At 47.2% G+C, this 13796-nt stretch carries 10 protein-coding genes; 7 read left to right on the forward strand and 3 right to left on the reverse strand.

Annotated features, from left to right (window positions below; genetic code table 11):
• Positions 1 to 23 precede the first annotated feature (23 nt).
• From folC to purF, 4 genes are all read left to right on the forward strand, one after another.
• Positions 24 to 1322: a bifunctional tetrahydrofolate synthase/dihydrofolate synthase gene (folC, locus tag IEY09_RS09980; protein WP_188870919.1), complete on the forward strand. Its 1299-nt coding sequence runs from the start codon at positions 24 to 26 to the stop codon at positions 1320 to 1322.
• A complete protein-coding gene (locus IEY09_RS09985) occupies positions 1315 to 2145 on the forward strand; it encodes an SPOR domain-containing protein (protein WP_188870920.1) in 831 nt (276 codons plus the stop codon). The genes folC and IEY09_RS09985 overlap by 8 nt, the downstream gene beginning before the upstream one ends.
• 110 nt (positions 2146 to 2255) lie before the next feature.
• A complete protein-coding gene (locus IEY09_RS09990) occupies positions 2256 to 2744 on the forward strand; it encodes a CvpA family protein (protein WP_011072963.1) in 489 nt (162 codons plus the stop codon).
• Positions 2745 to 2925: 181 nt separating this feature from the next.
• On the forward strand, positions 2926 to 4440 hold the full coding sequence (gene purF / locus IEY09_RS09995) for an amidophosphoribosyltransferase (protein WP_037420099.1): 1515 nt from the start codon (positions 2926 to 2928) through the stop codon (positions 4438 to 4440).
• Positions 4441 to 4556: 116 nt separating this feature from the next.
• Here purF and IEY09_RS10000 read toward each other — a convergent pair whose 3' ends face one another.
• Positions 4557 to 6041, reverse strand: coding sequence for an alanine/glycine:cation symporter family protein (locus IEY09_RS10000; RefSeq protein ID WP_037430090.1), 1485 nt, complete (start codon positions 6039 to 6041; stop codon positions 4557 to 4559).
• A gap of 372 nt (positions 6042 to 6413) precedes the next feature.
• Entirely contained in the window at positions 6414 to 6701 is a 288-nt protein-coding gene (locus tag IEY09_RS10005) for a hypothetical protein (protein ID WP_037420093.1), read from the reverse strand.
• Positions 6702 to 6900: 199 nt separating this feature from the next.
• On the opposite strand from IEY09_RS10005, the gene IEY09_RS10010 reads away from it, so the two are divergent.
• Both IEY09_RS10010 and IEY09_RS10015 read left to right on the forward strand, forming a co-directional pair.
• Positions 6901 to 9027: a DNA topoisomerase III gene (locus IEY09_RS10010; RefSeq protein WP_188870922.1), complete on the forward strand. Its 2127-nt coding sequence runs from the start codon at positions 6901 to 6903 to the stop codon at positions 9025 to 9027.
• Positions 9028 to 9276: 249 nt separating this feature from the next.
• On the forward strand, positions 9277 to 10446 hold the full coding sequence (locus IEY09_RS10015) for a porin (RefSeq protein ID WP_037430094.1): 1170 nt from the start codon (positions 9277 to 9279) through the stop codon (positions 10444 to 10446).
• Between the two features lie 90 nt (positions 10447 to 10536).
• Here the strand turns inward: IEY09_RS10015 and IEY09_RS10020 are convergent, their stop codons facing one another.
• Positions 10537 to 12063 (reverse strand): sigma-54 interaction domain-containing protein, encoded by a 1527-nt coding sequence (locus IEY09_RS10020; RefSeq protein WP_037430095.1) that lies wholly within the window; start codon positions 12061 to 12063, stop codon positions 10537 to 10539.
• A gap of 165 nt (positions 12064 to 12228) precedes the next feature.
• Between IEY09_RS10020 and IEY09_RS10025 the strand changes: the two genes are divergently transcribed.
• Positions 12229 to 13782 (forward strand): flavocytochrome c, encoded by a 1554-nt coding sequence (locus IEY09_RS10025; RefSeq protein WP_188870924.1) that lies wholly within the window; start codon positions 12229 to 12231, stop codon positions 13780 to 13782.
• Positions 13783 to 13796 lie beyond the last annotated feature (14 nt).

Genomic DNA, 13796 nt, shown 5'->3' on the forward strand with positions numbered 1-13796 from the left:
GTTTCGAAGGAAGGAAATAACCGATGACCATAGCCCCAAGTGAATTGACAGCCTTAGTTGCGCCAGGAGCAAACGCGCCACTGGATCAATGGCTCGCGTATTTATTATCGATTCACCCAACCGAAATCGACATGGGATTAACTCGGGTTTCTAAGGTTGCCGAGCGCCTTAATGTATTGGATTTAGGGCCAAGTCAAATTGTCACTGTTGCTGGCACCAATGGTAAAGGCACGACCTGCGCCATGCTAGAGAACATCCTGTGTTTATCAGGGTTGACGGTGGGCGTCTACAGCTCGCCCCATATGCTCAAATACAATGAAAGGGTGCGCATCAACGGTCAGGACGCTAGCGATGATGCCTTTGTCGCTGCTTTTGAACAGATTGAAGCGGCACGTGGCGAGATTTCGCTGACCTTTTTCGAATATGCCACCTTGGCGGGCTTAATCCTATTTAAAGCGGCCAAGCTGGATGTGGTGATCTTAGAAGTCGGTCTTGGCGGCCGTTTAGATGCCACTAACATGATTGATGCTGATATCAGCGTTGTGACCTCGGTTGATTTAGACCATGAGGCGTATTTGGGTAATACCCGTGAGCTGGTTGGCCGCGAAAAGGCGGGGATTTTTCGCCAAGGAAAACCTGCCATTGTCGGCGAGCCAAACTTGCCCCATACCGTCAATGATGTCGCCCAACACCTAGGCGCCAAGTTGTATCGAGTCGGGACAGAATTTACCTATCAGCAAAATGGCAACACTTGGGACTATCAAGGGCAAGTACTTAAATTAACACAGCTTAGTCTCCCCACATTGCCATTACCCAATGCTGCGACAGTGATTGCCATTGTCGAACAGGGTTGGCCACATATTGCTGCCGATATTATTGCCAAAGGCATCAGCAGCGCCCGTTTAACTGGACGTTTGGAGCAAGTCAGCGAACAGCCACTGATTTTACTCGATGTGGCTCATAATCCCCATGCGGCAAGGTTTTTAGTCAAGCAACTCACGCCCATCGTCGCGGGTAAGCGAGTGTTTGCCCTGTGCGGTATGCTAAAGGATAAGGATATTGGCGGCGTATTACCTGTGGTTTCGCCCTTAATTGACACTTGGTACTTAGTGAGTTTACAGGGCGAGCGTGGCGCTAATGCCAGCTTGCTACGTCAAACCTTAGCGCAAGACACTAAGGCCCTCGAATTCGAGGATATCGCCACGGCTTGGACGGCATTAAAAGCGCAAATTCAACCCGATGATGTGGTAATTGTGTTTGGCTCCTTTTACACTGTGGCAGGTTTTAAGTCTCTCTTTAAGCAGGATAACCGTTTTGTCTAGCCAGTTTCATAATCGATTAGTCGGCACTGTGGTGCTGGTCGCCCTCGGGGTGATTTTTTTGCCGGATATTTTAGACGGTAAGAAGGAGCGGCAAGAGGAGCAATTTGCCGAAATTCCCTTACGTCCTACCGCGATAGCGCATAAAAATGCCGATGACACGTTTGAAGTGCTATCTGCGCAAGAAGTGGATGTCAAAGATGTTATGCCAGAAGAGCCTTCTCCCAATGATGAGGCGACATTAGCGCAGGCAGTGGGCGCGGATGCTAAGCCAGAGTCTAAACCTGAATCTGCATCTGAACCCGTGCAAGCTGCGGCTAAGGAGCAACTTAAGCCACAGGCCGTACAAACTGATGCCAAGGCTGAGTTGAAGGAAACGGCAAAAACTGAAACGGCAAAGTCTGAACCTAAAAAAGATGCACCTAAGCCTGCGATAGCTAAAACCGAACCTAAAAAGCCAGAGGTTAAACCAACCACGGTTGCAAAAGCTGAAAAGCCTAAGGCCGAAACGGCGAAAACTGAATCTGCAAAACCTGCCAAAGACGATGGCATAAAAGTGGTGAGTCGTGATTCATTAAAGCCCGGACTTACCCTGCAACTGGGCGCATTTAGTAATGCCGCCAATGTGAAAGCGCTAGTGGCGCAGTTGCGTAAAAGCGGTTACAAGGCGTACACAATTCCAGACACACCAAAGGATGGCGTGTTGACTAAAGTGTTTGTGGGGCCAGATGTGTCAGAAGTTAAGTTGAAGAAAATACAAGAAGAAGTTGAAAGTCTGACACGTTTAAAAGGTCGGATTGTGCCTTTTAATCCATTGGAATCTTAATGCAGAACTGCCGAGGCTGAAATAATTTATTTACCTCTCTAGGGGTGAGAATCGTTTCAGTCTCTGGTAGAATCGCGCCGTCTTAAAGCCTATGCTGGAAAGCCATCTCAATGGTTTGGATTGATTACGCTATCATCTTCGTTATCGGGTTATCGACTCTTATTAGTCTGATCCGTGGATTTGCCAAAGAAGCCATGTCGTTAGTGGTATGGTTTGCTGCTTTCTTTGTTGCCAGTCAATTTTACCAAGACCTCGCCATCCATCTGACACAAATGAACGATGAGATGCTGCGCAATGGCGTTTCTATAGCCATTCTTTTTATCACCACATTAATACTCGGTGCCCTTATCAATTACATCATTGGGCAATTAGTGGTTAAAACCGGATTATCTGGCACTGACAGACTTTTAGGTCTGTGTTTCGGTGCTATTAGGGGCGCGTTGATTGTCAGTGCGCTGCTGTTTTTTATGGATGCTTTTACAGGCTCACCTAACGCCCAATGGTGGAAGGATTCTGTATTAGTGCCCGAATTTGGCGTTGTCATCCAGTGGTTCTTTAACTATTTGGAAAACACCTCCAGCTTTGTACCCAAACTATAAAAAAGACAATAAATTTATCCTAAGTGATGAAAAATAAGTCTGCTTTGAACTCTGTCGCGCTATTGGTACAGACTCAAATCGAGGCGAAGGTCGCTGGTCAAATGGCTGGGGAGTTACTTCGTGTTTTACTTATATTTCACATGAAAGGGCATAGAACATCTTACAATGAGGAAGCTTACCCATGTGTGGTATCGTCGGAATAGTTGGCCAATCATCGGTTAATCAGACCATTTATGATGCACTGACTGTGCTTCAACACAGAGGTCAGGATGCGGCAGGTATTGTCACCGTTGATCGTGGTGCTTTCAGACTACGTAAAGCCAATGGTCTGGTCAAAGACGTATTTGAAGTCAAACACATGCAGCGCTTACAGGGCAATGCGGGCATTGGTCATGTGCGTTATCCTACTGCTGGCAGTTCCAGCGCGTCAGAGGCGCAACCTTTCTATGTTAACTCGCCATTTGGGATTTCATTAGCCCATAACGGTAACTTAACCAACACGCTTGAATTGGCCGAAGGCCTGATTAAAAAGCGTCGCCATGTGAATACCACATCCGACTCCGAAGTGTTGTTAAACCTGCTCGCCGATGAGCTACAAAAAACCACGAGCTTAGCACTGACGGCTGATGAAGTGTTTGACACTATCGCTAAAGTGCATGAGCAAGCCCGTGGTGCTTATGCCGTTGTGGCGTTGATTGTTGGCCAAGGTTTAGTGGCGTTTCGTGATCCTTTCGGCATTCGCCCCTTAGTGCTGGGTAAGCACGAAACCCCAACTGGCACTGAATATATGGTTGCCTCCGAGAGTGTGGCACTCGATGCTGTCGGCTTTGAAGTGATGCGTGATGTCGCGCCGGGTGAAGCGATTTATATTTCCCTCGACGGTAATCTTTACACTCGCCAATGTGCAAAAGAGCCAAGCTACTCGCCCTGTATCTTCGAATTTGTGTATTTTGCGCGTCCAGATTCGACTATCGATAATGTCTCGGTTTACGCCAGCCGCGTGAACATGGGTGCCAAGCTCGGTGAAAAGATCAAAAAAGAATGGTACGACCATGATATCGACGTGGTGATCCCAATTCCGGAAACCTCATGCGATATTGCATTAGAAATCGCCCGTTGCATGGACTTACCTTACCGCCAAGGTTTTGTGAAAAACCGTTATATCGGCCGTACCTTTATTATGCCTGGCCAACAAGAGCGTAAAAAATCGGTACGCCGTAAACTCAATGCCATCAACACTGAGTTTAAAGGTAAGAATGTCCTGTTAGTCGATGACTCCATTGTGCGTGGTACTACTTCAGAGCAAATCATTGAGATGGCCCGTGAAGCAGGGGCGAAGAAAGTGTACTTTGCTTCGGCTGCACCGGAAATTCGTTTCCCAAACGTGTACGGTATCGACATGCCAACCTCGAATGAGCTTATCGCACACGGTCGTGATGCCGATGAAATTGCTAAGCTTATCGGCGCCGATGGCATTATCTTCCAAAATCTGCCGGATCTGGTCGAAGCGGTGAGAATGGAAAACCCAGAGATCAAACGTTTCGAAACGTCAGTATTTGATGGTCACTACATCACCAACGACGTTGATCAGTCCTATCTCGATCATTTAACGCAGCTTCGTAACGATGATGCCAAAGCTGACCGCAATAAGGATATTGGCACTAACCTTGAGTTACACAACGTCTGCCATCCATAAGACGAAACGCTTAATAAGATGAAAGAGTGTGCTTGGCGTTAAGCGTCGGCACACTTTAAAATGCACAATAAAAAGCCAGTGATAAGTCACTGGCTTTTTGTTTGGAATTTTAATCTTTAGGAGATTTTTGGATTCTCGTTGGATTGGCTCTGTGTTAGCTCATCCTGCGCATTTTTACGTTCAACCCAATAGTCCGCATGGTGAATACCGAGTTTTTCAGGATCAAACTGTGGCTCAATACCTTGTTTTTGCTGAGATTCATAATCTTTAAGACAAGTGAAGGCAATTTTTTGCAGGAGAATAATGGCAATAATGTTTAACCACGCCATAATTCCCACACCAATATCACCCATCCCCCAAGCCAAGTCTGCGGTTTTCACTGTGCCATAGACTGTGGAGGCCATGAGCACGACTTTCAGTACCACTGTAAGCCAAGGACGATTCACTTTGCGATTGATATAAGCGATGTTTGTTTCGGCAATATAGTAGTAGGCCACAATGGTGGTGAAGGCGAAGAAGAATAGCGCAACGGCGACGAACATATTACCAAAGCCTGGCATCATGCTTTCCATTGCGGTTTGTACATAACCAGGGCCCGCCGCAATCCCCGCAATCCCAGTATAAAGTGCTGCGCCATCAGGGCCCTGCACGTTATACAGGCCTGTGATCAGCAGCATAAAGCCAGTGGCTGAGCAGACGAACAGGGTATCAACATACACTGAGAAGGCTTGCACTAACCCCTGTTTGGCTGGATGACTCACTGCGGCGGCAGAAGAAGCGTGCGGCCCAGTACCTTGACCCGCTTCGTTGGAGTAAATACCGCGTTTTACCCCCCACATAATCGCAAGACCTAAAATCGCACCAAAGCCTGCATCGAGTCCGAAGGCACTTTTTAGGATCAGCAGAATAATGTCGGGCAGCTGGCCAATGTTAAGGGCGATAATCACGCAGGCGACAATGATATAGCCGAGCGCCATAAAAGGCACTACAGTACTGGCGAACTGCGCAATCCGTTTCACCCCTCCAAAAATAATAAAACCTAATAGCATCGCAAGAATGGCTGCTGTGACATTAGGGTCAATATTGAAGGCGGTTTTTAAGCTTGAACCAATGGAGTTGGCTTGTACCCCTGGCAGTAAAATCCCGCAGGCAAAAATGGTCGCAATGGCAAATGTCCAAGCGTACCACTTCATGCCTAAGCCTTTTTCAATATAAAAGGCGGGGCCGCCGCGGTACTCACCGTTGATTTTTTCTTTGTAGACTTGGCCTAAGGTGGATTCAACGAATGCTGAGCTTGCGCCCAGAAACGCTACCATCCACATCCAAAAAAGAGCACCTGGGCCACCAAAAGTAATCGCCGTGGCAACACCAGCGATATTACCGGTACCTACTCGACCCGCTAAGGTCATGGCTAAAGCTTGGAAGGAAGACACGCCAGCATCGGTGCTTTTGCCATCAAACATTAGACGGATCATTTCGGGTAAATGACGTAACTGTAAAAAGCGTGAGCGCAGGGAGAAAAAGAGTCCTACACCGAGGCAAAGATAAACGAGCGCGGGACTCCAGACGATATTGTTGACCGCATTAACAATCTCATTCATATAATTCAACTCCAATATTCTGTTGTTTTTTTGCAGAGTTTTTAAGATTTTTTCGGTGATTTTAGGTACTAAACAGCCAATTAGGCCTAAGGTTAAAACGCGTGTGTGCGTCCAAGAGCTTCAACATAACGATTTTTTTAGTCACTTCATAGCTAAAGTTGTTAAATATTTGATAATTTAACGTTCTTTATTTGATGGGGTTACTGAGGAGCTTTATTTTGCAGCGTGTTATCTCTGCTGCATTGAGATTTGTAATCTAGCAACTTGAATCATTGAGAAAAGCGGGGGAGATAAGGCGAATTGATTGAGACTATTAACTCAGCCACAGTGGATAGCGGGGACGGTATTTGTGCAAGGCAAAGAAAACTTGGCTTAAATTACCAACCATAACAGCATCCACAGTCCAAAGAGCCATGCCAGGCTACGGCGGCTAACGCGATGTTTTAATAGCAAAGATAGACTTACAGCTACAGGTAGAAACAGGATAAAAGCCCAAGAGAGGAACGGAACCTCAAGATTTAATGTTTCAAGACCCATCCCACAAAGCAGACTTAATGCCAGTAATAAGAGGCTATGAAATAGCATTAATTGATTGAATCTTAATACTAATGCTGGTTTGAATGCGGGTTTAGCATGATAGGGCAAGGTCAGTGTATTCATCTCTTTTTCCTGATTCCTCTTTAAGTGATGGAAGGAATAATAAATTTAGATGAGAATGATTCTCAACTAAATTTACACAGCTTTAGTGTTCAGTTAGCTTAACGAGCTAAATTGGCTCTTGAGCTAAAGAAGGCTGTTTGCACTATTGTCTGCTTTGGGCTAAATTACACTGTAATTATATCCAGTATTTAATGTAGATATGATCCTCTATATTGCTGAAAAACCAAGCCTTGGGCGTGCCATCGCCGATGTGCTACCAAAACCCCACAAAAAAGGTGACGGATTTATTGAAGACGCCCAAGGAAACTGCGTGTCTTGGTGTGTTGGGCATTTGCTTGAACAGGCCGAGCCCGATGCCTATAACCCCGAGTTCAAATCGTGGAAATTTGAACATTTACCCATAGTGCCCGAGAAGTGGCAGCTTAAACCTAAGGCCGCGACCCGTAGCCAACTCACTGTACTTAAAAAGCTGGTAAAACAGGCCGATACCTTAGTGAATGCGGGTGATCCAGACAGAGAAGGGCAATTATTGGTTGATGAAGTAATCGCCTATTTGGGCGTGACGGGCGATAAATTACAGCAAACGCAGCGACTCCTTATCAGCGACTTAAACCCGCAGGCGGTGAAACGTGCCTTGTCGCAACTTCGTAGTAACCGTGAGTTTATTCCTTTATCTACTTCTGCACTTGCCCGGAGCCGTGCCGATTGGCTCTATGGCATGAATATGACACGGGCCTACACCATCCAAGGGAAAAAGGTCGGCTATCAGGGCGTGCTATCCGTCGGTCGAGTGCAAACCCCGCTCCTTGGGCTTATCGTGCGCCGCGATGAGGAAATCGCGCGATTTCAATCTAAACCCTTTTATGAAGTCTTAGCGCATTTAGTAACGGATAAACAACAATCTTTCACTGCGAAGTGGCAACCCAGTGAAACCTGTTTACCTTATATGGACGAAGAAGGGCGAGTGCTTGCTAAGGGCTTAGCACAAAATGTGGTGCGTCGGATCACCGATAAACCCGCCAAAGTGACCCAGTTAAGCACTAAGGATAAACAGCAGAATCCGCCATTACCCTACAGCTTATCGGCACTGCAAATTGATGCAGCCAAGCGGTTTGGGATGAGCGCTAAGGACGTGCTCGATACCTGCCAGAGTTTATATGAGCGCCATAAGCTGATTACCTACCCGCGCTCTGACAGCCGCTATTTACCTACAGAGCAACATGGTCTAGCAAGCAGTGTATTAGCGGCCATTATGGGGGGGGCGCCCGAGTTAGTCGCACACGCTGAGGCGCCGAATCCTCGGCTTAAATCTAAGGCGTGGGATGATAAAAAAGTCGATGCCCACCACGCCATTATTCCAACGGAAAAACAGCCCAATTTAGGCAGTTTAAGCCAGCGGGAAAGGCAGCTTTATCTACATATTGCCCGCCAGTATTTGGCGCAGTTTTACCCCGCCTATTGCTACAGTGAAACTGCGGTCGAAGTGACCATTGAAGGTGGTCTCTTTAAAACGAAGGCTAGACAGGATAAATCCCTAGGTTGGAAACAACTGTTTGCACGGGAAGCTGATGAACATAAAGAGTCTACGGGGCGAGAATCGCTTAAAAACACTGATGATAAAAGTACCGATAAGGATGCAGAAGATGAGGTGTTTTGTGGCATTTTACCGCCTTTGGCCCTAGGACAAATCCTTCACTGCAACCAAGGTGAATTGGTCGAGAAGCAAACTCAGCCCCCCAAAGCCTTTACCGATGCGACCTTGCTGAGCGCCATGACGGGGATTAATCGTTATGTGACTGACCCTGAGATCCGCAAAATTTTAAAGGAAACCGATGGCTTAGGGACGGAAGCGACCCGCGCAGGCATTATTGAACTGCTATTTAAACGGGGATTTATTCAGCGTCAGGGCAAGTCGATTGTGGCCACTGAGGTGGGCAAGGGCTTAATTAATAGTTTACCCCTTAGCGCCACAACACCCGATATGACGGCGCTGTGGGAGGCAAGCCTAAATGGCATCTGCCATAAGGAAATCTCTTATCAAGGATTTATGCAGCCACTGCTGGGGACGCTAAATCACTTAATCGAAAATGCGGGCGCCCAATTACCCTCAGCCCTCAATGGCTTAAAAGGACAGGGTTTTAAGCGAGCAGCTAAAAAGTCCGTCTATCGAAAAGCTGGAACCAGAGGCGCTGCTGGCGGGAAAAAAGCCGGAACGGGCGCTAAAAAAGGAAATGCTAGAAATTCAGCCGAAGCATCTTCCACATCCACAACAGCTAAACCGACCGTCCCTAGACGGCGAACGAGCAAAGCGACCGCCCAAGCCTGATGACACAAATGTAATCAAACTGTCGCTAATGTTCGCGATTTGGTAACGATATTTAATTTATTCCGCGATATTTAATTACCGCCAATCACGTTATTTCGTGATTGGCCGATCCACTTCTAAAAAATACCTAGAAACTCAACTTTTCTGCTCCGTGGCATGCTAACTGCTTTGCCTTGGCCGGAGAATATAATAAGCCAATCAAATCATAAGATTATTTATGATTTAGCTGAATGAATAGGTATAGATGATATGAAAAAGAAATTGCTTGCAGTGATGATCCCCGCGATGTTATTCACAGGTACAACTCATGCGGTCGAGTTGTATAACGATCAAACCAATAGCGTCAATATGATGGGGTGGTTAGGCTTTGCGGCGTTAAATGATGGCCATGAAACCTCAGTTATCGATAACTTTTCCCGGGTGGGATTTCGTTTTGACCGCCAAGAGAAAAACGGCTGGCGCTCCTTTGCCCATACTGAATGGGGTATTAATATGGTCACCAGCGACGATGGTCTAATTTATACCCAAGGCCAAGGTGGCGGCCAATTATCCGCTTCAAAAACCTCAGATTTCCTATTTAACCGCTTAGGTTATGTTGGCATGTCGCACGACAAATGGGGCACCCTCAGCTTTGGTAAGCAGTGGGGAGCTTACTACGATGTGGCCTATACCACGGATGTGCTCAATGCGTTTACTGGCTGGTCGGTCGGTGCTTATACCTTCGGTGATGGTGGGTTAACGGGGGCTGGACGTGCCGATGCGGCGCTGCAATACCGTAATACTTTTGGCAATTTACATATCGCGGTGCAATACGCTTCTAAGCAAAATAGCGATGTAGCAATTTATGACAACCAGGGTCACGCCTTAAACGATGGTTCTGAGCTGAGCTTCGACCCAAGCTATGGTGCGAGTGCGACTTACTATTTCACTGATAAATTTAAGGTGTTAGCAGGTTTTAACCGTGGCGACTTCACTGGCAATCTTGCGGGTAAAGACGTAGACAACACCAACCAAATCATCGGTATCGGCGCACAATACGGCAGTTTCTATCAATATGCACCGGGTCGTGATGCTAAGGGATTGTATGTTGGTTTTAACGCCCATAAGAGTGAGCAAAACGAGTTAGTGGGGGGCGAACTGTACGACTCAACTGGTGCTGAATTTATCGTCGCCTACCACTATGACAACGGATTCGTACCTAGCCTACTGCTGACTTACCAGGATTTGGATACCGATGAAAACACGGCAATTCAAGGTAAATGGACCCGTCAGTTTGCCGTGCTAGGCCTCCATTATCGCTATAGCCGCGACACTATCATGTATGCCGAGGCCAAAATCGATTTCAGCGATATGGACGATAAAGCCTACGAAGACCTACAAGATAACAACTACGCCGTGGGTATTCGTTATTTCTTCTAAGTTCAATGACTTGAGCGACTAATTCGGCAGCATAAATCAAAGGCCACAGATTGTGGCCTTTATTATAGCTATCCATTTCTACTCAAAGAGTTAAACAATCCCTAACTTCTTCATTTTACTGCGCAGGGTATTAGCATTGATATCCAGTAATTCAGCGGCACCGCCCGGGCCATAGAGTTTACCCCCCGTGATCCTTAAGGCATGGTTGATGTACTTTTTGGTCATCACATCCAGCGGTACTAACTTATCGCTAGCATGGCTTGGATCGATAATCACGGTTTGATTTGATGGGGTTTTCACTTCTTCACAGTGTTGTGGAACCAGAAAACGAAAGTCAAGCGGGCCTGCAGGATGCTGGATCATGGCGCGCTCAAGCACATTGATAAGTTCGCGCACATTGCCTGGCCAGCCATATTGATTGAGGATATTCAACTGTTCTGGTGCAATCCTTGGTAACTGCGGCAAATTAAACTTGGCACTGAGCTGCTCGACAAAATGTTGCACTAACAGAGGAATATCTGTGCGTCTTTGTCTGAGTGACGGGATCTCAATGGGGAAAATCGCTAGTCGATACCAGAGATCCTCACGGAACACTTCTCTGTGCACCATAGCTTGAAGGTTTCTGTGGGTCGCCGCGATAATACGAATATCAAGTTGCACTGCATCGTGGCCGCCAACACGGGTGATACAACTATTTTGTAGAACCCTGAGTAGTCTAACTTGGGCTGAAAGCGGTAGCTCGCCAATCTCATCCAAGAAAATTGTGCCGCCGTTGGCTTGTTCGAAGTAACCAATTTTGCGCGAATCGGCGCCTGTAAATGCGCCTTTTTCATAACCAAAAAGCTCGGAGTCAATCAAGGTATCAGGGATAGCGCCACAGTTAACCTTGATAAAAGGTTTACCCGAACGTTCAGACAGCTCGTGAATGGCGTTGGCGATGACTTCCTTACCGCAGCCGGTTTCTCCCAGCATTAACACTGTGGTGTTGATTTTGGCGATGGATTGCACCTGCTGCATCACCTGTTTTAGGCCCGAATTGGCACCAACCACGCCATTTTGAATATCTAAAGTGCGGCGCAGACTGACGTTTTGTTTTGAGAGCGCTTCATTTTCTTTGAGTAAGTTTCGATCCCTTAAATTTAGCGCCGTGATCAGCGCTAAGTTCTGCATATGCGGCGCGATTAAGTCGGCATGGCGTGGTCTAAATACCCCTGTCGTTTTGGCGTAAAAGCCAACAATTCCAAGATGAGTATTTTCTATCGACATTCGCAGGATAATCAGTGACCGAATATCTTTAATCACCTGAGGTGCGACTAATGCAGTAACAGGATCATGCTCAATATCATTAACAATTCTAACCCTTGGTCGCTCGGGATCTTCTAAGTATTGCGCCATTTTTTCAGGAATTTGGACACGCTTATCGAGCGTACAACATTGGGTGTCATCTACATGGGCAATAAACTGTATATCATTAAATTGTTTGCGGAAAATGTTCACAAATAGCCCATCAATGGGCAGTTCATCCCGAATAAACTCAAAGTAGCTCTGTAGGGATTTCTCCAGTTGCAGACTACTACAGAGCCTTAGGGTTGATTCGTAATAAAAGTGTTTTTCCATTGATATTTCAAGTTGATCACTAAGTATCGTGATTGTAGATCTTTATATTTCGTGATTTTGTGCCTGCAATCAAAATTCACCACTTAAATACCTCCTTTTAGGTGCTTGGCACAGCACCTGCACTTTCATGCTGACAAGTTCCAGTGATTATTGAAGGAAATCAGCATGAGTAAAACCCAAGATATTAATGCGGGGCGTCGCCAGTTACTAAAGGGAGGCATGGTCATGGCCGCAGGGCTGGGGGCAAGTATGGCGTTGCCTGCCACAGCAAGTTGTGATTCGGCCCCTGTCAGCTTTGATGAAATAGTGGATGTGCTGGTTGTTGGCAGCGGTTTTGCTGGTATGTCAGCAGCGCTGCAAGCCAGAGAGGCCGGTGTGAGCGTGATGATTATCGATAAAATGCCAGTCTTTGGTGGCAACTCGACCATCAACGGCGGTGCGATGGCGGTAGCAGGTTCTGTCCTACAGAAGCAGGCTGGGATTGAAGATTCAGTCGATGCCATGGTCGAAGACATGTTACGGGCAGGCCGCGGCATGAACGATGTTGAAATGCTTAAACTGGTGTGCAACGGCACAGCAGAATCTTGCCAATGGCTAATTGATTACGGTGTTCACTGGAAGCCCTTTGTACAACATTTTGGCGGTCACTCAGTACAACGGGTACTGCAAACCGTCGAAAGCTCAGGTGCAGGCATTATTCGTCCCTTGATCAAAGCTGCGCGTGACAAGGGCGTCATCATGAAAAATCAGACCAAGCTCGAAGGCTTTGTAAAAGATGAGGCTGGACGGGTGATCGGTGTCGAAGTTCGTGAAGGTTTTTATTTTCCCAATGAGCGCACGGGTAAAATACGCCGTATCGGCGCGCGCCGCGGCGTGATTATGGCGACCGGTGGTTTTGGCCGTGATATTGAATACCGCATGATGCAATTACCTGAGTTAAATAGTGATTTAGATTCAACCAACCATGCAGGTGCCACCTCTGAGGCACTCAAGCAAATGATGCTGATTGGGGCCAATCCCATTCATTTAGACCAAATTCAACTCGGTCCCTGGGCATCTCCTGACGAGAAGGGGTTTGGCACGGCTTCACAATTCAACACTATTGCCACTTATCCCCACGGCATTGTTGTCGATGTACGCACCGGCGAGCGTTTCTTCAATGAATTAGCCGACCGTAAGGCGCGGGCCGACGCCATTATGACCAGACGAGATGAAAAGGGACAGCCTGTCTACCCCATCGGTTTTACCAATGCCGCCGGTGCCAGCAAAGCGCAAACCCTAGATTGGGGACTGAAATATAACGTCATCAGCAAAGCCGAGACCTTAGACGAACTGGCTGCTATTTACGGCATGCCTGCTAAGGCGTTAAAGGCGCAAGTCGAGCGCTGGAATGAGGCGGTTAAGACTGGTGTAGATAAAGAATTCGATCGCCCAATGCAAGAGGCCATCGTGCTAGACAAAGGACCTTGGTATGCGGTGCGCATGTGGCCGAAGGTGCATTACTGCATGGGCGGCGTGAAGGTAAATACCCAATCCGAAGTGCTGCATTTGGTCAGCAATAAAGCCATCCCCGGATTATATGCCGCTGGCGAAGCAACCGGTGGTATCCACGGTGCAAGTCGATTAGGTGCCTGTGCCGTTGCTGAAGGGGTGGTGACGGGGCGTAACGCTGGCCGTAACTGCGCCGCAGCGAGTGCTGTGACACTTAAGCAAGCCTAGATTTTACTAAATAT

Origin of the sequence: Shewanella xiamenensis (genome assembly GCF_014647135.1) — a bacterium.
Classification (GTDB): domain Bacteria; phylum Pseudomonadota; class Gammaproteobacteria; order Enterobacterales; family Shewanellaceae; genus Shewanella; species Shewanella xiamenensis.

Excerpts from the sequence above, each read along its gene's own strand:
- folC (WP_188870919.1), top strand. The coding sequence starts at position 24 with ATGACCATAGCCCCAAGTGAATTGACAGCCTTAGTTGCGCCAGGAGCA.
- IEY09_RS09990 (WP_011072963.1), top strand. The coding sequence starts at position 2,256 with ATGGTTTGGATTGATTACGCTATCATCTTCGTTATCGGGTTATCGACT.
- purF (WP_037420099.1), top strand. The coding sequence starts at position 2,926 with ATGTGTGGTATCGTCGGAATAGTTGGCCAATCATCGGTTAATCAGACC.
- IEY09_RS10000 (WP_037430090.1), bottom strand. The coding sequence starts at position 6,041 with ATGAATGAGATTGTTAATGCGGTCAACAATATCGTCTGGAGTCCCGCG.
- IEY09_RS10005 (WP_037420093.1), bottom strand. The coding sequence starts at position 6,701 with ATGAATACACTGACCTTGCCCTATCATGCTAAACCCGCATTCAAACCA.
- IEY09_RS10010 (WP_188870922.1), top strand. The coding sequence starts at position 6,901 with ATGATCCTCTATATTGCTGAAAAACCAAGCCTTGGGCGTGCCATCGCC.
- IEY09_RS10015 (WP_037430094.1), top strand. The coding sequence starts at position 9,277 with ATGAAAAAGAAATTGCTTGCAGTGATGATCCCCGCGATGTTATTCACA.
- IEY09_RS10020 (WP_037430095.1), bottom strand. The coding sequence starts at position 12,063 with ATGGAAAAACACTTTTATTACGAATCAACCCTAAGGCTCTGTAGTAGT.
- IEY09_RS10025 (WP_188870924.1), top strand. The coding sequence starts at position 12,229 with ATGAGTAAAACCCAAGATATTAATGCGGGGCGTCGCCAGTTACTAAAG.